Genomic DNA, 20,076 nt, shown 5'->3' on the forward strand with positions numbered 1-20,076 from the left:
ACGTGAGTTCGATATAAAATTAGAAAATAGACAGTTGTCCGTCATTGACAAAGTTTACATCAATGGCGGGCTTCTTTTCAAAAAAGCAATATGCTGCTATAGCCGACAAAGAGTTGGCTATAAAGTTATTGAACGAACGATGTCTGGAGTGTTCTATCTGTGCAATGTTCTTCAGCTCGTCATTGACCGTCTCAATCAAGGCCCTTTTTCTGAGCAGAATCTTGTCGGCAATGCTCATCAGCGAGTTCTTCATATTGTTTTTAACTTTAGTGACAAGCTGAATGCCATCAAGGAAAAGGTTCTCGAACAGAGCTTGGCCAATATATCCTTTGTCTGCACATAGTTTTCCTTTGATGTTTTTCAGAAACTTACCCTGCTTCAAAGGCTCCCGGTCATCCACGTTTCCAGGAGTAAACATAAAATTGAGAATTTCCCCTTTGTCATTGATTATCAGATGTAGTTTGAATCCGAAGAACCATCCCATAGAACATTTTCCACGCTCGGCAAGTCCTTCAAATGTCTTATGAATAAGGATTCTTTGGTTACGGCAGACACGTAAAGGAGTGGAGTCGACAAAACTGATGCCGGTACAGGTTCCCAGCAAAACTTTCTTGATGAAGATGGTCATGGGAAGCAGCACTTCCTTCTCCAGCTCCACAAAACGGTTATAAGAAACCTGACGCGGAAAAAGGTGTTTCAGATGTTTACAGACATATTCCTTGTAGTAATGCTTGAAACAGCGAAAACCACCGGAGTGAAATAGGATTAGAATAACCATAATCTCAGCATCATTCATACGGTTAGGTTTGTTACGATGCCTGGTTTTCTTATCCTCAATCATATATTTTTCCTGTTGCAATGTAAATTCCTTGCAAAAATCATCGGCCATACAATAAATCTCTGTAACTTTAGACTCTGGAAACATAGTGGTAATCGTTTAAATCTTATAATTCAGCACTATAAATTTAATACTTTTATCGCTATGTTTCTAATTATCACTGAAATATATTTATTACTATTTCGAACTCACGTTATATACGTTGCCGTTACAAGGGTCTTGACCCATGGCGTCGGTGATGATACCGCTAAGAGTATGAAAACTTTTGCGCATATCAGTCGGGCGGTTATACAACAGATAGCGCATGCTGTCATTAAGGCTGAACATGGCTGCAGGCCTGGATGATTGAAAACAGTTCCTTTTCATTTAGCTCACCGCAAATGCGTATGGCAGTACCGGCCGGTGTACGTATTTCTATCTCTTTCAATCCGCTTGGCGGAATCGGTGTGTTTTTCTGTTTACGCCCGCTTGTTCCGGCAAATGAAGGAACAGGAACAAAAGATCCGCTGTGGGGAAGCTCGATAAACTCACCTTGAGCCGTTTTACCAGATGATTGCTCGGCGGCATAACGGGATTTGCTGTCATAAAACCGCCATACAGGGATATTGAGTTCCTCTAATCTTGATTTATAAGTCACTTTGTGCTCTTTGCAGTAGTTCATTATCTCTACTACTTCTTCTCGTGTCATCATAACTTTGCTTTTTGGACGTAAAGTTAATGATGGAAGTTGGAGACAAAAATACGTGGTTTACCGAATGCTTACGTAAAAGCAGAGCAAAACACACAGTTCAAGGCAACTATAAGTCCCGAGCATCTTGCCCAGCTTCAACAGCTCTTAAACCAAGCTATCAAAACATGGAAAACTGTATTGGAGAATCACCACTCTGAACTGATGAAGATGCTAACGGAGCATGAATCCAATATGCGCAAACTTCTTAGGCGGAATGAAGGCGTTTGGTTCTCTGATTTCTGGATGAAAGTCTTGGTGATATTTTTGTTCGTTTATACGGTGGCATTGGGGATAGTTGTATATTGCGTTAGATGAAGTTTATGTGGGGTGCAATGCAATAGGGGCAACTATTAGCTCCTATTCTTAACTATCCGGCAAATTACAAGCAAGTTAAAATCAGAATATTACTGCTTGATTTTCAATATACTATGCATGTCAAATGCCACCTTTGCAAGTTGTCAGCAAGTTAAATTCTCTCCAAGTATGGGCAAACCTCATACCTCTGTAGGGGGCTATAATTTGAAATAATACCACAATGACATTCTTTAATATTGTTGAAAATGATGTGGAGCCCTACTATTTGAAGATCGGAATTGTAACGCTTTTTTACAAATTAAGTTCTAGCTAAAGACTATTTGAAACGTTTTCTCCCGTCATCTTTTAATTCTATTTTACCCAACACTTTTGGTTGGGGAGCAGAGATTTTCTGCTTCTCAATGCTATCGCTATATTTTTTTAATTCTGGGATATATCCCCATCCCTCTTTTATATACTCAACATATTGTGCCAACACTCCAAGAAATTTAAAATAATAAAGTGATTTTAGAGGGATGATTTTATCATACGTATCCTTTTCCCATTGGTTTTGAGTGTTTCCGCGATGATTCATGTTACGGCATTGATAAATATCATTTAGCAGTGACGTGATTTCGAGAAATGAGTCAAAATCACTGTTCTTCATCTTGGCCTTATAACCCAAAAAATATACAATCGTGCGTATCTTGTCTATAGCATATTGAGCCTGCAATGATTTTCTTGATTTCTCAAAAGCATTGGTCTTTCCGAATAATAGACTGGCAATAGTATAGTCACCACTTCTGCTATATATGGATGGCTCTTTGTCTTTTTCTATTTTCAGATATGCAGGCTGACCCCACATTTTTTCTGTAATATCGGACAGATCTTTCTTCTCGCACAGTTTATTAGTTATACACTCTATCTGTTGATAAAGTGACAAACAAAAGTCTCCGAAATTATCCTTTCTCCTGAATGACTCCATCCGGATAAAATCTCCAATCAAAGTATCCTTTATAGACTGCAAAGGGAAGTCTGTATAAAATTCGTTGGCTTGCTTTCTTATGATTTCCTCAATGCAGTACTCGTAAATTTGATTTATACGTTCATCTTCTGACAAAACAGAATTTGCGGAAGCTACATTCAGTTGCTTTCGCAATTCCATATCAAACTCAGCATTTTGCTGAGTTAATCTTGTTATTTTGTCTATCGTAGACATTAACTTATCATCCATATCAAATACCTAATAGTAAGTCTAAATCATTATTCAATTCGTCAATATCAACAGGCTTTGGCTTGAACACTGTCACTTTATCAAGTAAATGTATGAGCCAGAATTGTTCTCCTCTAAAATCCTTACAACATGAGATAGCTAGCTTCTCTTTTTGTTGTTCATCATCAGGTGTCACCCCCTTGTTTATTGATGCAACCTGAGGTGTTTCTCCTAATTTGAACGTAGCATATCGTTTGTCACTATCTTTATGATGGATAGTGATATTTGTATTTCTATTTTTCTCAAATTCCAGAATAGGAAAAGACTCAATATAGGTAATGCCGTAAGAATTGGTTTTATCCGGACCGGAATCTCTATTGACAAGTTCTTGAAATTTCGTATAAAGTCTTACATATACAGGATCGGTATCACCTTTTACCATCTTCAAGTACATGAGTTTCCCATCGAGTACATTTGTCAGATCTGGATTACCTTTCTTTATATGCCCTTTTTCCGCTTTATACTTTGGAAAGAATCTAGACATTGCTGCCGAGTACCCATACTTATCCCATATATAAAGCAGGCTTCTAATCTCGCGAACATACTTCTTAGTAACATTTAGTTTGTCGCTAACAATAATACCAGTTACCTCCTGACGGCTTCCAAGTTTCTGTAGCCTCATTTTTGCTTCATTCATCACAAAGCCCTGAGTATTTATAATGCGAGCAAGTTCCTTCATAAACTCACTGTTTTCTGAATAGACATAATGCATAGAGCTGAATGTGATATCATCTGCATATCGGGTGTAACGTAATCCAAAACGCTTAGCCAGTCCCGCCAGTTTACGGTCTAACGTATCGCAAATCATATTGGTAATGATGGGTGATGTCGGTGCACCCTGTGGCAACACGTACATAAATTGTTTGTCTAAATCGTGTTGTTTAGTTTCTATGGGTTGTTCTCGTTTAACCCTCATGGAACATAGACCCGAAATCAATAGTGCTATTTGGGGCGAAAAGTTGAAGGGCGCTAGAGTCAGACGTTTCATCACCCGTCCTTGTTCTACGCTTGGAAAGAAATCTTTTAAGTCAATATTGAACACATAGTTCTGGCTTCTATGAACTGCGGCGTTAGTCACAACAGAACGCTTTTCTGCAAACCCCATAGCATAGTCTGAGGGAGTGTAAATGGCTTTCAGAACCTCATTTACTGACCGCAGAAGCATTATGAAACTCCGATTGCGCGGTGCTGCAATCTGGCGGAAACCTCCAGACTTCTTCTTTATTTTGAATTGACGATAACGATGAAATACATGATTGGGGTTGCAATAATACAAAAGTTGCTTCATCGTAAATGGATAAAATTTATCTGCATCAAAGCCCAATTCACGAATCTCATCCTGTTTGATGCGATTGAGCAGTGCCAACAAGTCTTCCCTTGTTGACATCTGTGATGCAATTTGTACTATTTCTGTTTTATCCATTTGCTTTATCTTCTAATAAATAAGAGGTGATCTCTGAGACCTGAACTGAAAAATCTTTTCTTTATGTAATATATAATAATATAAATATCATAATAACAATATATATAAATATCATAATAACAATAGTAAAAGTACAACGTACTATAGTGCAACACGTTAACGTACTAACATTGTTTATCTCCATGATTCCGAAGAACAAGGAGACATCCGGGCAAATACGCCGGACGAAATTCAAAATTCTGTTTCAGTTCCCAAACTTGCCAAAGACCACCTCTTCTTGTTTTCTAGTGCAAAGGTATTAAATATTCACGAAGTCTATGTTCGTTCTACTCGCCATTTTTGTTTTTGGAATAAAATACCCTACGAATTCTAATCCTTTCCCATTTCGAATCATAAAATCGTGAATAGCAAATAGACAATCTGATAATTGAGTGGTTCTATTATCACGTAGATCAATATTGATGCTCTGTATCTTCTGAAGCCATTTATGGCAGAGTTCGTTTGTTTTATCAATGAAATATTCGTCAGTTATACTTGCAAGCTGGCATCCTTTTATGAGATCTTCAATTTTTTTAGCTGCAAACAAAGCCACAATATACTCTCCGCTCCATTTTACGGTTTTTTCTTGAATGAATGAACTTTTAATAAAAATCTCCTTTTTAGATAGAATATTGTCAATTTCTTCAATGTATGATATGGAAGATGATGAACATTGAGTGGAATCAGATTCTTTTGATATAGAGATTATTTTCTCAAATAGTTTTTTCCAAGCATAATGTTCAACATCTAATGTCATAACGCTACTATTGTTGAGAACGAAGAATTTAGACTTGTCAAAATCGAGCAATCTTTTTCCGTCCCGTTCAACAATGGCCTTCATATAGGTCATACTGCCGTATCCGAAGTTTGTCTTAATCTTGATTGAAAGATTATCCTTTGGAATTTGCACTTCTCTCTCCCAAAAACCTTTATAGCCATGAGGAAGGAATAAAATATCTTCTTCAGGGGCGAAGTAAATAGAGGATACGTACAAACCTTTCGATTCAGAATAGCATAAACAGATCGTGTGTTCAGATTTGATTTCCTCCCAAATTGCAGTATTTGTTCTACCCATAGTAATCCGTACTTAGAATTAATACCGTTTGACTCTAAAATTAAAAACGTTGATTCGTTTTGGTAACCAACCGAAGAACAGCCTCACTCATATTAGCAGAATCAATTCGTATCACACTGCTGTCCTCTTCAAGAATTTGACGATTCAAATCATACATTGCAATATCGTGATGCTTACTGTCATTATAGATAACACCACGTTTGATGCCATAGGACTTTGCCTTTTCCATGGCATGTCTCGAACCACAGTCATTTCCTAAGTTATTAGGAGCATAGCTTGCAGATAAAAGTACGGCATCAGAGAATAAGGCTTGTAACCTATCTCGGACAACAAATCTGCTCACCATGTCATTTCGACTTTTGGGAGCTTCGTAATATTCACTAATAAGCAATCCTCCTGCTTCGACAATTTTTTCAGCAAGTTCTACATTCTCCTTAGGTAAGATACTGTCAAGAGTGCTAGGCAAAATGGCGATAGTTCTAGCACCTTTCTCCAAAGCTGTTTGATGAGCAATTGAGTCACAACCAAGAGCGAGGCCACTCACTATTGTTGCATTGTGTTTTATGATTTCTGACGTAACCATTCTCTCTGTCAGTTCAATCTTTTCATCAGGATTAAGGACTCCTATAACAGCAATATTCAAATTATCTTTGCTTAGTAAGCTTATATTACCTTTATAGAAAAGCGCAAAAGGCTTGTCTGCTGGTTTCACGCTTCCGCGCAAAGAAGGGAAATTAGCATCACCGATTGCGACAAGACCATCTGCACAATTTCCAAGTTGGTTGATGGCAGATTCTATTCTTTCCCGCTTCTTCATAAACTCATATTCATGAGTCTCTAAAAGGTGATATAAAATAGATAAGTCTTCGTTCCCACGTAAATTTTTATCTATCCACGCAGGCCCCTTTTGAGGAAAGGTACGAACAGTTAAAATATTTAATGCATTTTCCGAGTATTTCATATACAAAGTTTTTTCAGAATCTTGACAACGTTTTACCGATAGAATAAAAAATGACACTTCTCGCACCTTTGTCTAAAAGGGCTTGAATGCAATCTTCGTCAATGTTAACGGTCTTAGTGTAAAGATCGTCAATTAGCAATATATCTTGCCCGATTACATCGTCCGAAATATTACACGTATCTTTTGCTATACCAACATAAGGCAATTCACCTGCTCCCCCATGACCACTACGAGCCAAATGCGTTGTGGCGGTATCAGTGTGTCTAATAATATCATGTGTACCATCTATAAAGCCATTCAATTGTTGTGCCACTAATTGGATTGTGGCTCTTAAGTATAGTTGATTACAGCGATACGAATTTTCTCGTTTTGATCTAGGAATGACACAAACACGAAGATTTTGTTTCCCACTAAGACGCAGGATCTCAGGCAAGTCGACTTTCAAAATTTGAGTAAGTTTGTTTATTGCATTATTCAGAGTTTGCTGTGGATATGTCGTGATATCATTCTTAAAAGTGCAGATCAGATTTTCAATGGTACCAGGCACGCGCCAGTTACCACCACCTTGGTAATCACCATGATAAAAAGCGATTATATCTTGCTTGAGAGCTTTTTCGACACCACCTTCTCTTTTACGACAAAGGCTGCTTCTTGACTGAATTACAAACTGTTCCATACTGTTCAAAATTCTACTTTGATGATTTTATCTATATTGATTCCATTAGTAACTGCCTCTGAGGTAGAAGTCTCTTCGTTTTCATATAAAACGACGTTTTGTAAGTCGTATCCTAGAGATTTAAGAAGAGTGTATTTGTTGCCAAGACAATCTTCGTAAAAAAAACGCCGAACAAAATACTTCGTAAGATTGTAGAAGTTACATAGACTAATTGCCCTTTTAGAATGACAATTAGTCAATAGAATTGTATGATGTCCTTCTCGATGGAGGCGTTTTAGAAGACTAAATAAGTTATTGTTCAACTCTGTCTCACTGAGGTATGATTCAAAGCACTTTTCTTTACGATCAATTATTTCATCAATTTGGGTTTGTGTCAATTGGGGAAATAACTCCTTTAGTTCGTCCCTTGTAAATCTCTTGCCATTTTCAATATTACAGTTTACACCCAGTACTGAACTTATTGCCTCGGAATAGGCAAGGCTGTTAGCTTTATCCGTTTTGATTAATGTATTGTCCATATCGAAAACAAAAACATTGTTGGGATTCTGAGTGTTCATAATGCTTGTCTTTTAATTTCTGCAGCAAAGGTAAATGCATATTGCGAACTCTATATTCGTACTACAGAATAACTATCAAGCATTGATTTAATACGGTTAAAAATATCGTCTTGGATGGATGAAGGCGACAACACGATAAGTTCTTTACCAAAAGAACAAAGTTCACGGATTAACTCATAGTTCGGAATGCAATCTATAGAGAAAAATGCACCCTCATCAAGAGACGGGTATTGTCTACGAAATTCTTCATCTTTCTCATTTTTATATTGGCATTGTGACCCGTGAATAGGCTTAGTTCCAACATAATCCTTAGAATGATTGCTCACCCAAAAAAGGATATGTTCAACATCCCGGTTTTCATATAAAGTTACTCCAATAATATCTTCGAAACGCTCAGCTAAATTTTCGTTACATGGTTTGTATTTCATTTCAGGGAGGGCAGTCACGACATCAATTCTGTCAAGAGCGAAATTGAGGATTTTTCCATCAGCATCAGCCGCACCAATCAAGTACCACCTATTATTATATTGCTTAAGCAAATAGGGATGGAAAATAATGTCCCTAGTTCCTTTATCCGTGAAAGTGTGATACTCCAATTTAGTGACAACTTGATTTGATATGTTGTCGAATAATACGCCTAACAAGTTGGAATTCTGTAGGTATGGATTATTGCTAAAGCTGATGATTCGAGGACGTTTCTTCAGACCAAGTCCGATTTTGAAACGGTCAAGCCATTCAAAATGAGCCAAGCCATCGAATTGTCCTATTGTATTAAGTACCTCCAATATCAGGTTGCTTTCTTCCTCACTCAGTTCCTTTCTGAAGATAGTAAAAGAAGGGTTCTTATACCTTATACACCGATGACCATTAACCCTATAGCGTTCTATTTCAGCATAGAATGGATCGTACTCCAAATAGTTTATGTCCTTTTCAATGCAACGCTGAGATACTTCAGGGAATCCTGCATCAATAAGTTTCTCATTGCATTTTTCTGTAAGGTCGTGAATATCATAGAAATGATGCCTGTCAGACAGCATTTCATCAAGATACTTATACCTTGTCAAAGCATTCTTATTCGTTGGCATATCTTAATATTTTTGCAAAAGTAAATGCAACTCACGAACACAATGTTCGCGTAGTTTGGTTATGTTTGCGATAATATAGTCAAACAGAAATATATTGCGAAAAATTCTAAACGTAACTATTTGAATACCAATAGACTTTATAGCTGATTTTTTGCAAATCAATTCTGATTGACTATAAATAAGCTTTGTACTCACGAACTATCAGTTCCTTAATGTCAACTTCCAATAAATCTGCTATCTTTAGCAAACTAGCAATATCTGGCTGTGATGTATTTGTGCACCATTTTGACACAGTAGATGGATTGACTCCCATTTGTTCTGAAAGCCATTTACTAGTACGTTTTTTCTCAACTAAAACGAGTTTTATTCGATTTATATCTTCCATTGTTGTATCCTTTACCTGCAAATATAATGATTATTATTCATTTTCTTCATTATAAGTAAATAGATGTAACTTTTAAACTTCAAATCACTACTGTCCAATAAAAGTTAGCTAATCGGTCTTTGAAATTATTGAAATACAGTCTTTTAAGCAGTCCTTTAGAATGAAACGGATTTGAATTCGTAGCTTAGCGGTCAAATTGAAGGCCGCTTATGAACCAAGATAAATACGTATTCGCTCAACTTACCGCGTTTCTGAACAGAACCCAGTTCAACAACTTCGTTCGCAAGTATGATGGCAATCGCTACGTGAAGCAATTCACCTGCTGGAATCAGCTGCTTGCTATGATGTTCGGACAACTGAGCAATCGTGAGAGTCTTCGCGACCTAATTGTGGCTTTTGAAGCACACCGAGCTAAGCAGTATCATCTTGGTTTGGGACGCCATCCAATAGCCAAAGCCACTCTCGCTTATGCTAATCAGAATCGTGACTACAGAATCTTTGAAGACTTCGCATTCTATATAATGAAGGAAGCTTGCGAAAAGCGAGGGACCAATATCTTGGAAATCCCAGGAAATAAGTACGCTTTTGATTCAACAACCATTCCGTTGTGTCTAGCCACATTTCCATGGGCGAAGTTCCGAAGAAAGAAAGGAGGAGTGAAAGCTCATGTCTTATATGACATTGAAGCACAAGTTCCTGCCTTCTATACTGTAACCACAGCATCGAAGCACGACTCTACAGAGATGTGTTCAATCCATTATGAACCAAATGCTTATTATATGTTCGATAGGGCTTATGACTTTTTTAAGGAACTATATAGGATACACCTGACAGGTTCCTTTTTCGTTGTCAGAGCTAAAACGAACTTGAAATACACAATGGTTAAATGGAAGCGTAGGATGCCTAAGTATGTACTTACAGATGCTGAAGTGAAACTGACCGGATATCTCTCAGAGAAGAAATATCCCGAGTCATTCCGATTCATTCGTTACTACGATGAAGAGGGTGACCGTGAGTTCACTTTCCTGACAAACGCAACACATATTTCTGCATTGGACGTTGCTAATCTCTATAAGAAAAGATGGTTGATCGAGCTATTCTTCAAATGGCTAAAGCAGCACCTTAAAATAAAAAGATTCTGGGGCACAACGGAAAACGCTGTCCGCATTCAAATCAGTGTAGCTATTATCACATACTGTCTTGTAGCTATTGTCCAACACGATATGCAATTGAAACGCTCAACTTATGAAGTTTTGCAGATTCTAAGCATCTCTCTAACGGACAAAACGAACTTACGTGACCTGTTCGATAAGACTGATTTCAACGATATCAAAGAACTCGATTATCCCCTTTTTGAAGGACTATTTGATTAATTTTTTAACTCGTCCATTTTTATTGGACACTAATGACTTCAAATTGATATGTGTTATGCTGTAGATGCCAATTATAACATTTGGGGCTATTTTTGATTTTAAGATACTAAATGTCAGATTATATATAGAAATCATAACTTATTTGTCGCAAAAACAGCAATTGTTTGCGACAAAACAAGGCTTATGCAGTACAGCTGCTGATATCTATATTCCCTAATTCTGCGTAAACAAACTATTTTAGTTAGGGGGATTCAGTGAGTTTCACAGAGAGTTACAATCTACATAACTACTTGATATTGATAAGTGGTTTGCTTCTAATAGAATGGCTTATCTTGCAGAATTAAAGCAAATAAGCATAAAAGAATATGCTTATATTTGTATTTTTAGCTATATTTGCATTATTAAATCATATCAACTTGTGTATGGAATATACAGAACTGTTAGAGAAGCAAATAATAGGAAGATTGAAAGTCGATAACCCTTGGTGGACGGAAGGCAGAATACCGGACTATTATGCCCAAATGTCCCCCCGGTTATATCTTAATATTTTTATGCCATTAGTTCAATCCACAGGTATTCGAAGGGCATTGATACTCATGGGTCCACGAAGGGTAGGTAAAACCGTGATGATGTTTCATACAATACAACGGCTGATTGACAGTGGTGTGTCTGCCCAGAATATTATTTATATATCGGTAGAGACTCCCATCTACAACAAAATTTACTTGGAACAACTTTTCGTTTTAGCTTGTCAGATATTAGGTAAAAATCCCACGCAAGAGCAAATGTACGTATTCTATGATGAGATACAATACCTTAAAGAGTGGGAGATAGACCTTAAATCATTAGTTGATACTTATCGCAATGTTAAGTTCGTCGCTTCAGGCTCTGCAGCAGCCGAACTTAAAAAGAGAAGTGACGAAAGTGGTGCCGGTCGTTTTACTGATTTCAGTTTACCCCCGCTTACTTTTTATGAATATATACATTTGAAAAACTATTCGAATATCATGCTCCCAACTTCTTTAGAATGGCATGGTATAAAAGCACGTATCTATCAAGCAATAGACCTGCAACTGCTAAATAAGCTATTTATTGACTACATAAATTATGGTGGTTACCCGGAAGTCGTATTCTCTGAAGAAATACGAGAGAATCCCGGACAATTTATCCGCCATGACATAATAGACAAAGTGCTACTTCGTGATCTTCCCAGTCTGTATGGTATTAGCGATGTTCAAGAACTCAATTCGCTATTCACCATGATTGCATATCATTCAGGGGCACAATTTTCTTATGAAAGGCTTTCAAAAGAGTCTGGAGTAAAAAAGGAAACCTTGAAAAAGTATATCAATTACCTCGAAGCCGCTTTTCTTATAAAGGTTGTACGCAGAACGGATGATACAGCGAAACACTATCAACGAGAAACGCAATTCAAAATCTATCTTACTAATCCATCACTTAGGTGTGCATTATTTCAACCTATCAGCGAGCAAGATAGTGAAATTGGAGATATGGTTGAAACAGCAGTTTATGCCCAATGGATTCCAAGACAAGGTGTATCAATCCGCTACGCTAACTGGAGAATAGGTAAGCTGCAAGGCGAAGTCGATATTGTAGGATTAAATATCGCACGCCAAAAACCTGATTGGGCTGTTGAGATAAAGTGGACAGACCGTTTCTTTGCACACCCCAATGAATTGGTCTCACTCAAATATTTCATGGAGAAAAATCAAATGAACTATGCACTTGTCACAAGTATCAGCAAAAGTGGAAGTATAAAGATTGATAATTTAACTTTGCAATTTATTCCGGTGGCGTGTTATGCCTATATTGTAGGAGAAAATACAATGAACCATACAAAGGCATCATACGGTTTATAACTCTTCGTTCCATAACAATCCAAATAAGCATATTTAAGTGTGCTTATTTGGATTGTTGACTATATATTACTTGTTATCAGTAACTTATATCAGAAAAATAAGAAATATGTGATACTACTTACACTCCTTAAAGTGCTATTCTTCCTATTTTGTCTGCGTAAACAATGCGTAAACAAACGGTTTCGGTTAGGGGTATTTAATGAGTTTTATAAGGAATAGTAAAATTTATAACCGCTTGATATTCAATCAAGATTAGCAAAACGAACTATCGCAGAATATCATCTTATCGTTCTCATAATCTGGAGGTCCCAGGTTCAAGCCCTGGCTGGTCCACGAAGAATAGCAGGCAGTTACGAATTTCGTAGCTGCTTTTTTTATGTCCTTACGCAAAACAAAACACCATTTAACCATTTGAGATGCAGGAATCCAGCGTATTATGCATTTTATACATAAAATAATAAAAGAAATAACTTAAAAATGCATTATGAAAACGCTATCATTTATCTACAAAAGTCTCATGTTCATAATGGGGGCATGCTTCACTGTGGGATTCCAGTCTTGTCAGAATGATGACAATGATTTCTACCTTTCACATTATTATGCCAACGCACTGGTCACCGTAAAACTGAGTGCCGACAATACTCCCTACCTGCAACTTGACGACAGTACAACCCTACGCCCGGTAAACATGACCACCTCTCCTTTCGGTGACAAAGAAGTAAGGGCACTGACCAATTTTGACTTTTCGGAGGAAGCACCTCAAGGATACGACAAAGCGGTCTTCGTCAACTGGATTGACAGTATTCTGACTAAACCGATGGCACCGAACTTGGGAGAAGAAGCAAACCTTGAAACGTATGGAAACGATCCGGTAGAAATCCTCAACGACTGGGTCACAATCGCGGAAGACGGATACCTGACACTTCGTTTCGCTACCCTTTGGGGAAACGGCCAACCGCATTTTGTAAACTTAATCAATACACAAAACCCGGATAACGCCTATGAAGTGGAATTCTGCCATAATGCCTTTGGCGACACAAACGGAAGAATGGGAGACGGACTGGTTGCGTTCAAGCTGGACGGACTGCCCGATACACAGGGAAAGACCGTGAAACTGACCTTGAAATGGAATTCATTTAGTGGAGAAAAATCGGCCGAATTCGACTACTGTACCCGGAAAGCAACCAATCCGCAAGCCACAGAAGTGACCGCCGTCCGCAGTATAGAAAAAGTAAAATAAGGTATTGGAATACTCTAAAAAAGCGCAAGATCGTTGTCTTCTAAACGTTCTTGCGCTTTGCACATAAAATATACTTGTATTTTTGAAGGAAGCGAATTGACCTTCAAAGGTTATTCTACAATCAACTTTAAATGGGTGTCGCCCGTCTTGGCTTTCAGCCATTTCACTATTTTTTCCTTACTTTTCTGGTCGGGTACCCGCTGACAGTCGATAATCGCGTATGTCAGTGTATCAACACGGGAACTATCCACAGACAAACGCAGACTCTTGGAAACGGACAAGGTCTTGATTTCCGGGAAAAGGACCTTGATTTCCTGTCCCAACTGCTTTCCCAGCCAATCCGAGCCAGAGAAATCAGCCAACTGTTTATGCAAGGTGTCAATCGCTGCCTCTTGTTCCTTCAAACGTTTCTCACTGTTCCGATAAAAGTCTTCCATTACCATCGACTTGATGTTACTGATGTCTACCGCATTACCGTCTCCCATACCTTGGAATACCACCAGATTGGTCTTGGCCAGATTATAATCGGGCAAACGGTGCTGTGCGGCGGCAATCTGTTCCTTCGACACTTCCTTTCCAATCAATACGACCTTTATCTCCCGCTTGTCGTACGAAATCTCACGGCTCAAGATTTGAGAGTCGGGAAACTGCAGCTCCTCGGCAATAAAATGACTCGCAGAGGTCTGATAGAAGGTTTCCCGCACAATATTATAAGTAAGATACACTGCCGGACACATGGTACCTACCGTTATCCAGATGATATAACGCCGCACCAGTTTCTCACGGGCCTTGTCCACAAACTGCTTGCGCTGGAAATGCATCACACGCACCCCGATGTAAGTGGCCAGACTGATAAAGACGGAATTGATGAAATACAAATAGAAAGCTCCCAGAAAATACAACAGATTCCCTGTAGCCAGTCCGAACCCAGCCGTACACAAAGGGGGCATCAACGCCGTAGCAATGGCTACACCCGGAATCACATTTCCCTTCTCTTTGGTAGCCAAAGCCACAATACCGGCCAACCCACCGACCAAAGCAATGAATACGTCGTAGATAGTGGGTGACGTACGGGCCAGCAATTCCGATTGCACTTCATCCAATGGGGTAAAGGCAAAATAAATCGTGGCGGTAGTTACACTAAACAGAGTCGCTATCAGGTAACTTTTTAATGAACGTTTCATCAACTCAAAGTCATTCAAACCGATGGAAAGTCCGACTCCCATGATAGGTCCCATCAACGGAGATATCAACATGGCACCGATAATGACAGCCGTAGAATTGACATTCAAGCCCAACGAAGCAATAAAGGTGGCAAATATCAAGACCCACAAGTTGGTTCCCTTAAACTCCACCCCGTTGCGGATGGTATCCACTGTCAGTTGCTCGTCTTCCTTGCTCCGGTTCAAGTCCAGATACTCATTGAAAAATTTACGAAGCAGAAATTTTCGTTTGTTTCCTAGTTCCATAACAGCCCGATTTGGTTACTTGATAAGTTTCTCCTCTTGCCAGTTACCGAAAGAAACGGCCGACAAAAGGTAAAGTTCTTAAAGGTAAGTCTTTTTTGATAATAAATGCGATAAACAGCAAAATTAATATCGTACGGAAACCTAAACGCAACCAGAGATTGGCAATCGGCGTTTCCTGTGACAACACATAAAGCACCACGGCCACAATCAGATAGAGCGTCATGTCTTTCAACGGATAAGCTACCGGATACTTTTTCTGCCCGATGAAATAAGACAGCAAGGTAATCACTCCGTAACCTGCCACCGAAGCCCAAGCAGAAGCCACATATCCGTAGGTCGGTACCAGCCAGATATTCAACCCCAGAATCACGGCGCAGCCAATCAAAGAAAAGTAAGCTCCCCAGTAGGTTTCATCGGTCAGTTTGTACCAGAAAGAGAGATTAAAATAAATGCCCTTAAAAATCTCGGCCAGCATGACGATAGCCACTACGCTCAATCCCTCCCAATAGTCGGAAGCTACCATATACTTCAGAATGTCCATGTAACCCATCACGGCCAAGAAAGCCAGCAGCGAGAAGATAAAGAAGAACTTCATCGCCGAAGAGTAGACCTTCTTACTGTCTGCATCCTTGTTCTTGCCAAAGACGAACGGTTCGTAGGCATAGCGGAAAGCCTGTGTAAACATCGCCATCACCAGCGCCACCTTACTCGTGGCACTGTATATACCCAGCTGCACCAACCCTTCCGAACGGTCGTCGAACAGATAAGGATAAATCATCTTGTCGACCGTCTGGTTCAGGATACCTACCAGCCCAAATATCAATATCGGAAAAGAATAGTTAACCATGCGCTTCATCAGCACCTTGTCCATGTGATAGGATACCCCACGCAGTTCCGGTATGAAAAAAAACATCTGCAAGGCCGACATAATCAGGTTGGACACGAAAATGTAACCCACCAGATAGTCCGGATTATAAAACCAGTTTACCGTTTCGGGGGCATGAACATTCAGCCACGGACAAACGAGCAGGAAAAAGAGGTTCAGCAGAATGTTTCCCACAATGTTCAGCAACTTGATGGAAGCGAACTTGATAGGGCGTTTCTTATAACGCAGATACGCAAAAGGTATGCACTGGAAAGAATCGAGTGCCACCACACACACCATCATGGCAATATAGTCCGGATGATCCGGGTATTCCAGCAAGGCAGAAAGCGGATGTAGGAAAGCCATGCACAGCACAACAAACAGCAACGAAAGTCCTCCCACAAACAGCAGGGAGTTGGCATACACCTTCCCGGCATCCTCGTCCGACTTGTTGGCGAAACGGAAGAATCCTGTCTCCATACCAAAAGTCAGCAACACCAGAATCAGTGCCGTATAAGCATATACATTCGATACCACTCCATAGCCTCCGGAGGCGGCAGGCAACACAGCCGTATAGAGAGGTACCAGCAAATAATTCAAAAAACGTCCTACGATACTGCTCAATCCATAAATGGCAGTATCCTTTGCCAAAGATTTTATTCCGGCCATATTCTTCTATTAATCAAACAGTGTTTTCTCACTGCTGTATTTACTTTTTCCTAAATGTTTATATGCCAGTTCGGTCACTTCACGGCCTCGGGGTGTACGTTTCAGGAATCCTTCTTTTATCAGGAAGGGTTCATACACTTCTTCCAACGTACCGGGGTCTTCTCCCAAGGCAGTGGCAATGGTTGTCAGCCCCACCGGTCCTCCCTTGAACTTATCGATGAGCGTACACAGAATCTTGTTGTCTATTTCATCCAGTCCATACTGGTCGATGTTCAAGGCTTCCAGTGCAAAACGGGCAATCTCCACGTCAATCCGTCCCGAACCTTTCACCTGCGCGAAGTCGCGCACACGCCTCAACAGGGCATTGGCAATACGCGGGGTTCCCCGGCTGCGTGAAGCAATCTCTCCCGCCGCATCCACGTCGCAAGGCACATCCAGAATACGTGCCGAACGCAGGATGATGCGCGTCAGAATGGAATCGTCGTAATATTCCAGATGGAGGTTGATACCAAAACGGGCACGAAGCGGAGCTGTCAGCAGTCCACTGCGGGTCGTGGCTCCCACCAGGGTGAACGGGTTCAGGTCTATCTGGATGCTACGGGCCGAAGGGCCTTTGTCAATCATGATGTCGATGCGGTAGTCCTCCATAGCCGAGTACAGGTACTCCTCCACTACCGGGCTCAACCGGTGAATCTCATCAATAAACAACACGTCGTTAGGCTCCAGGCTGGTCAGTACCCCGGCCAAATCACCCGGCTTGTCGAGTACCGGACCTGAAGTGACCTTGAAGCCCACCCCCAGTTCGTTGGCAATAATGTTACTCAATGTGGTTTTTCCCAGTCCGGGAGGGCCGTGAAGTAATACGTGGTCGAGTGCTTCCGCCCGAAGCCGTGCCGCTTTTACAAAGATGCGCAGATTGTCCACCACCTTGTCCTGCCCGCTGAAGTCCTCAAACTGGAGCGGACGAAGGGCGTTTTCAAAGTCACGCTCCTTTCCGGTTGGTTTGTAATCGCGTATATCAAACTGTTCTTCCATAAATTCGTCTAAAAGTCTGGTCACAAAAGTACGAATAAAAGAAGAATCCCCGATGAAGAATCCCGAATTTCGTTTATATATTGTATTTTTGTCTACTACAAAAATTGACAGATTGAACTTATGACATCAACCACTACCCCACTGAATGGAAACCGACTGATTTTTTTCTCCCCCACCCACACCTCGGCTCAAATCGCACGGGCCATCGGGGAAGGTATCGGAATGGGAAGAAGAATGGAAACCGACCTGACCTTGAATGAATCTTACTCTCCAATCGAGTTGGAAGGAGAATTGTGCGTCATTGTAACCCCTGTGTACGGAGGACGTGTTCCCGCTCTCGCACTTCAACGCTTGCAACGTCTTAAAGGGAACGGAGCTCCTGCGATTCTCGGGGTCGTATATGGCAACCGGGATTATGAAGACGCTTTATTGGAACTCCGGGATACAGCCATCCAACTAGGCTTTGTGCCTCTCACTGCTGGAGCCTTTATTGGAGAGCATAGTTACAGCACACCTGAACTGCCCATCGCTGCCGGACGACCGGATACGGACGACTTGCTACAGGCCCGCGAATTTGGGAAAGCCAGCCTAAAGAAATGGAACCACCTGCACACAACCGACACTCCAATTCCCGAACTGACCGTCAAAGGGAACTTTCCCTATAAATCATGGACTCCGGGTACCCCTGCATGCCCCACTTGTACAGAGAGCTGTTTCGCCTGTGGAGAATGTATCGAGGTCTGCCCCACCCATGCCATTCATTTCAATGCAGACCAGACTGCCATTGAAACGGACATCTATAAATGCATCAAATGTTGTGCCTGCGTGAAATGCTGTCCGAACGAGGCCCGTAAGTTCAGTACCCCGTTTGCGGCCATCCTCCACGAAAAGTGCAGTGCCCGCCGTCAACCGGAATTGTTTTTCTAATCTCAACCCAGCGTTTACATGAAAGAAAGAGAAAAAAGAGTTTTGGTCGGCATGAGTGGAGGCATCGACAGTTCGGCTGCCTGCATCATGCTACAGGAGCAAGGATATGAAGTAGTAGGCGTGACCATGCGTACCTGGGACGTCGCGTCTCATTTTACCCCCGGCAACGACCAGCCCAATGAAGTGATTGAAGCACAACAACTGGCTGCCCGCCTAGGTATCGAACACCACGTGGCCGATGTGCGGACCGAGTTCCGCCAAGTCATTGTGCAGTATTTCATCGATGAATACATGCGGGGGCGTACCCCCAACCCTTGTGTGATGTGCAATCCCTTGTTCAAGGAACGGATTCTCTGTGAATGGGCAGACCGGTGCAATTGTGCCTGGATTGCCACGGGACACTACTGCCAGTTGAAAGATATCAATGGTTATCGCTACATCCTGACCGGCGACGACCCCCTGAAAGACCAGTCGTATTTTCTATGGAAACTGCCACAAGAGATTTTGAAACGGATGATGTTCCCTCTTGGCGGCATGACGAAAGCCAGCGTACGCGATTACCTCGCCTCAAAAGGTTTCGAGGCCAAAGCCCGTGGAGGAGAAAGCATGGAAATCTGCTTCATTGAAAAAGACTACCGGGAATTTCTGAAAGAACATTGTCCTGATATTGACGAGAAAATCGGTCCGGGATGGTTTGTCGACAGCAAAGGGCTGAAACTGGGACAGCACAAAGGTTTCGCCTACTACACTATCGGACAGCGGAAAGGATTGGAAATCGCCTTGGGCAAACCGGCCTACGTATTGAAAATCAATCCGGCCAAAAACACAGTCATGCTGGGAGATGCCGACCAGCTTAAAACCCAGTATATGCTGGTAGAGGACTATAACGTGGCCAGTTTGGACGAGTTGCTCAGTTGTAAGGACTTGGCTGTACGCATCCGCTACCGCAGCCGGTCGATTCCTTGCCAGGTGATTCTGCTGGAGAACGGGCAACTGTTGGTCCGCTTCCAACAAGAGGCTTCTGCCATCACCCCCGGTCAGTCGGCTGTGTTCTACGAAGGCAACCGGGTATTGGGTGGCGGATTCATCGCTTTCCAGCAAGCCATCAAAAAGATAGGTGCCGAGAACGAAGCGAAGTTCCCGAAATAAATCACTCCTATACCTAAAAAACGTGAGTTCGATATAAAATTAGAAAATAGACAGTTGTCCGTCATTGACAAAGTTTACATCAATGGCGGGCTTCTTTTCAAAAAAGCAATATGCTGCTATAGCCGACAAAGAG

General features: G+C 41.0%; 19 protein-coding genes and 2 pseudogenes. 6 read left to right on the forward strand and 15 right to left on the reverse strand.

Annotated elements, in window-relative coordinates; translation table 11 throughout:
- Positions 1-19: 19 nt before the first annotated feature.
- The 3 genes from OCV81_RS15655 to OCV81_RS15665 form a co-directional block, all read right to left on the reverse strand.
- Positions 20-925 carry an IS982 family transposase gene (locus OCV81_RS15655; protein ID WP_148330860.1) on the reverse strand — a complete coding sequence of 302 codons (906 nt, stop codon included), beginning with the start codon at positions 923-925 and terminating at the stop codon, positions 20-22.
- A 90-nt stretch (positions 926-1,015) separates the two neighbouring features.
- Positions 1,016-1,204 (reverse strand): IS66 family insertion sequence element accessory protein TnpB, encoded by a 189-nt coding sequence (gene tnpB / locus OCV81_RS15660; protein WP_317259229.1) that lies wholly within the window; start codon positions 1,202-1,204, stop codon positions 1,016-1,018.
- Positions 1,152-1,529: a hypothetical protein gene (locus OCV81_RS15665; protein ID WP_262640428.1), complete on the reverse strand. Its 378-nt coding sequence runs from the start codon at positions 1,527-1,529 to the stop codon at positions 1,152-1,154. The genes tnpB and OCV81_RS15665 overlap by 53 nt, the downstream gene beginning before the upstream one ends.
- A gap of 48 nt (positions 1,530-1,577) precedes the next feature.
- Here OCV81_RS15665 and OCV81_RS15670 point away from each other — a divergent pair.
- Positions 1,578-1,883: pseudogene (locus OCV81_RS15670) on the forward strand (hypothetical protein); the annotation flags it as partial.
- A 316-nt stretch (positions 1,884-2,199) separates the two neighbouring features.
- Here the strand turns inward: OCV81_RS15670 and OCV81_RS15675 are convergent.
- The 8 genes from OCV81_RS15675 to OCV81_RS15710 form a co-directional block, all read right to left on the reverse strand.
- Positions 2,200-3,096, reverse strand: a complete 897-nt coding sequence (locus OCV81_RS15675) for a hypothetical protein (RefSeq protein WP_148330862.1) — start codon at positions 3,094-3,096, stop codon at positions 2,200-2,202.
- 1 nt (position 3,097) lies between these two features.
- Positions 3,098-4,558: a reverse transcriptase family protein gene (locus OCV81_RS15680; RefSeq protein ID WP_148330863.1), complete on the reverse strand. Its 1,461-nt coding sequence runs from the start codon at positions 4,556-4,558 to the stop codon at positions 3,098-3,100.
- Between the two features lie 298 nt (positions 4,559-4,856).
- The gene (locus OCV81_RS15685) at positions 4,857-5,672 is read right to left on the reverse strand and encodes a hypothetical protein (protein WP_148330864.1); all 816 of its coding nucleotides are present in this window, start codon (positions 5,670-5,672) and stop codon (positions 4,857-4,859) included.
- A 40-nt stretch (positions 5,673-5,712) separates the two neighbouring features.
- Complete coding sequence (locus OCV81_RS15690) at positions 5,713-6,633, reverse strand: DNA-processing protein DprA (RefSeq protein ID WP_148330865.1); 921 nt, start codon at positions 6,631-6,633, stop codon at positions 5,713-5,715.
- 13 nt (positions 6,634-6,646) lie between these two features.
- Positions 6,647-7,309: an amidophosphoribosyltransferase gene (locus OCV81_RS15695; protein ID WP_148330866.1), complete on the reverse strand. Its 663-nt coding sequence runs from the start codon at positions 7,307-7,309 to the stop codon at positions 6,647-6,649.
- Positions 7,310-7,314: 5 nt separating this feature from the next.
- Positions 7,315-7,866 (reverse strand): HAD family hydrolase, encoded by a 552-nt coding sequence (locus OCV81_RS15700; protein ID WP_118696344.1) that lies wholly within the window; start codon positions 7,864-7,866, stop codon positions 7,315-7,317.
- Positions 7,867-7,916: 50 nt separating this feature from the next.
- A complete protein-coding gene (locus OCV81_RS15705; protein ID WP_148330867.1) occupies positions 7,917-8,951 on the reverse strand; it encodes a helix-turn-helix transcriptional regulator in 1,035 nt (344 codons plus the stop codon).
- Between the two features lie 172 nt (positions 8,952-9,123).
- Entirely contained in the window at positions 9,124-9,336 is a 213-nt protein-coding gene (locus OCV81_RS15710) for a helix-turn-helix transcriptional regulator (protein ID WP_118696346.1), read from the reverse strand.
- Between the two features lie 209 nt (positions 9,337-9,545).
- Here OCV81_RS15710 and OCV81_RS15715 point away from each other — a divergent pair, with 209 nt between their 5' ends.
- From OCV81_RS15715 to OCV81_RS15725, 3 genes are all read left to right on the forward strand, one after another.
- Positions 9,546-10,709 (forward strand): IS4 family transposase, encoded by a 1,164-nt coding sequence (locus OCV81_RS15715; protein WP_148330868.1) that lies wholly within the window; start codon positions 9,546-9,548, stop codon positions 10,707-10,709.
- Between the two features lie 422 nt (positions 10,710-11,131).
- Positions 11,132-12,589 carry an ATP-binding protein gene (locus OCV81_RS15720; RefSeq protein ID WP_148330869.1) on the forward strand — a complete coding sequence of 486 codons (1,458 nt, stop codon included), beginning with the start codon at positions 11,132-11,134 and terminating at the stop codon, positions 12,587-12,589.
- A 484-nt stretch (positions 12,590-13,073) separates the two neighbouring features.
- Positions 13,074-13,829: a NigD1/NigD2 family lipoprotein gene (locus OCV81_RS15725; protein WP_148330870.1), complete on the forward strand. Its 756-nt coding sequence runs from the start codon at positions 13,074-13,076 to the stop codon at positions 13,827-13,829.
- A gap of 110 nt (positions 13,830-13,939) precedes the next feature.
- Here the strand turns inward: OCV81_RS15725 and OCV81_RS15730 are convergent, their stop codons facing one another.
- Genes OCV81_RS15730 through ruvB form a run of 3 tightly spaced genes read right to left on the reverse strand, consistent with a single transcriptional unit; the run spans position 13,940 to position 17,867 of the window.
- The gene (locus OCV81_RS15730; RefSeq protein WP_148330871.1) at positions 13,940-15,298 is read right to left on the reverse strand and encodes a TIGR00341 family protein; all 1,359 of its coding nucleotides are present in this window, start codon (positions 15,296-15,298) and stop codon (positions 13,940-13,942) included.
- Positions 15,299-15,341: 43 nt separating this feature from the next.
- Positions 15,342-16,832: a lipopolysaccharide biosynthesis protein gene (locus tag OCV81_RS15735; protein ID WP_148330872.1), complete on the reverse strand. Its 1,491-nt coding sequence runs from the start codon at positions 16,830-16,832 to the stop codon at positions 15,342-15,344.
- A gap of 9 nt (positions 16,833-16,841) precedes the next feature.
- Positions 16,842-17,867: a Holliday junction branch migration DNA helicase RuvB gene (ruvB, locus tag OCV81_RS15740; protein WP_148330875.1), complete on the reverse strand. Its 1,026-nt coding sequence runs from the start codon at positions 17,865-17,867 to the stop codon at positions 16,842-16,844.
- Between the two features lie 120 nt (positions 17,868-17,987).
- Here ruvB and OCV81_RS15745 point away from each other — a divergent pair, with 120 nt between their 5' ends.
- Together OCV81_RS15745 and mnmA are read left to right on the forward strand one after the other, a co-directional pair.
- On the forward strand, positions 17,988-18,794 hold the full coding sequence (locus OCV81_RS15745; RefSeq protein ID WP_148330873.1) for a 4Fe-4S binding protein: 807 nt from the start codon (positions 17,988-17,990) through the stop codon (positions 18,792-18,794).
- An 18-nt stretch (positions 18,795-18,812) separates the two neighbouring features.
- On the forward strand, positions 18,813-19,943 hold the full coding sequence (gene mnmA, locus OCV81_RS15750) for a tRNA 2-thiouridine(34) synthase MnmA (RefSeq protein ID WP_148330874.1): 1,131 nt from the start codon (positions 18,813-18,815) through the stop codon (positions 19,941-19,943).
- A gap of 39 nt (positions 19,944-19,982) precedes the next feature.
- Here mnmA and OCV81_RS17935 read toward each other — a convergent pair.
- Positions 19,983-20,076, reverse strand: a pseudogene (locus tag OCV81_RS17935) (IS982 family transposase); the annotation flags it as partial.

This window comes from Phocaeicola fibrisolvens (assembly GCF_025567125.1).
Classification (GTDB): Bacteria; Bacteroidota; Bacteroidia; order Bacteroidales; family Bacteroidaceae; genus Phocaeicola; species Phocaeicola fibrisolvens.

Coding starts and splice junctions, on each gene's coding strand:
- OCV81_RS15685 (WP_148330864.1), bottom strand. CDS start 5,672: ATGGGTAGAACAAATACTGCAATTTGGGAGGAAATCAAATCTGAACAC.
- OCV81_RS15720 (WP_148330869.1), top strand. CDS start 11,132: ATGGAATATACAGAACTGTTAGAGAAGCAAATAATAGGAAGATTGAAA.
- OCV81_RS15715 (WP_148330868.1), top strand. CDS start 9,546: ATGAACCAAGATAAATACGTATTCGCTCAACTTACCGCGTTTCTGAAC.
- tnpB (WP_317259229.1), bottom strand. CDS start 1,204: ATGAAAAGGAACTGTTTTCAATCATCCAGGCCTGCAGCCATGTTCAGC.
- OCV81_RS15735 (WP_148330872.1), bottom strand. CDS start 16,832: ATGGCCGGAATAAAATCTTTGGCAAAGGATACTGCCATTTATGGATTG.
- OCV81_RS15700 (WP_118696344.1), bottom strand. CDS start 7,866: ATGAACACTCAGAATCCCAACAATGTTTTTGTTTTCGATATGGACAAT.
- OCV81_RS15745 (WP_148330873.1), top strand. CDS start 17,988: ATGACATCAACCACTACCCCACTGAATGGAAACCGACTGATTTTTTTC.
- mnmA (WP_148330874.1), top strand. CDS start 18,813: ATGAAAGAAAGAGAAAAAAGAGTTTTGGTCGGCATGAGTGGAGGCATC.
- OCV81_RS15675 (WP_148330862.1), bottom strand. CDS start 3,096: ATGGATGATAAGTTAATGTCTACGATAGACAAAATAACAAGATTAACT.
- ruvB (WP_148330875.1), bottom strand. CDS start 17,867: ATGGAAGAACAGTTTGATATACGCGATTACAAACCAACCGGAAAGGAG.
- OCV81_RS15680 (WP_148330863.1), bottom strand. CDS start 4,558: ATGGATAAAACAGAAATAGTACAAATTGCATCACAGATGTCAACAAGG.
- OCV81_RS15705 (WP_148330867.1), bottom strand. CDS start 8,951: ATGCCAACGAATAAGAATGCTTTGACAAGGTATAAGTATCTTGATGAA.
- OCV81_RS15695 (WP_148330866.1), bottom strand. CDS start 7,309: ATGGAACAGTTTGTAATTCAGTCAAGAAGCAGCCTTTGTCGTAAAAGA.
- OCV81_RS15655 (WP_148330860.1), bottom strand. CDS start 925: ATGTTTCCAGAGTCTAAAGTTACAGAGATTTATTGTATGGCCGATGAT.
- OCV81_RS15665 (WP_262640428.1), bottom strand. CDS start 1,529: ATGATGACACGAGAAGAAGTAGTAGAGATAATGAACTACTGCAAAGAG.
- OCV81_RS15710 (WP_118696346.1), bottom strand. CDS start 9,336: ATGGAAGATATAAATCGAATAAAACTCGTTTTAGTTGAGAAAAAACGT.
- OCV81_RS15730 (WP_148330871.1), bottom strand. CDS start 15,298: ATGGAACTAGGAAACAAACGAAAATTTCTGCTTCGTAAATTTTTCAAT.
- OCV81_RS15690 (WP_148330865.1), bottom strand. CDS start 6,633: ATGAAATACTCGGAAAATGCATTAAATATTTTAACTGTTCGTACCTTT.
- OCV81_RS15725 (WP_148330870.1), top strand. CDS start 13,074: ATGAAAACGCTATCATTTATCTACAAAAGTCTCATGTTCATAATGGGG.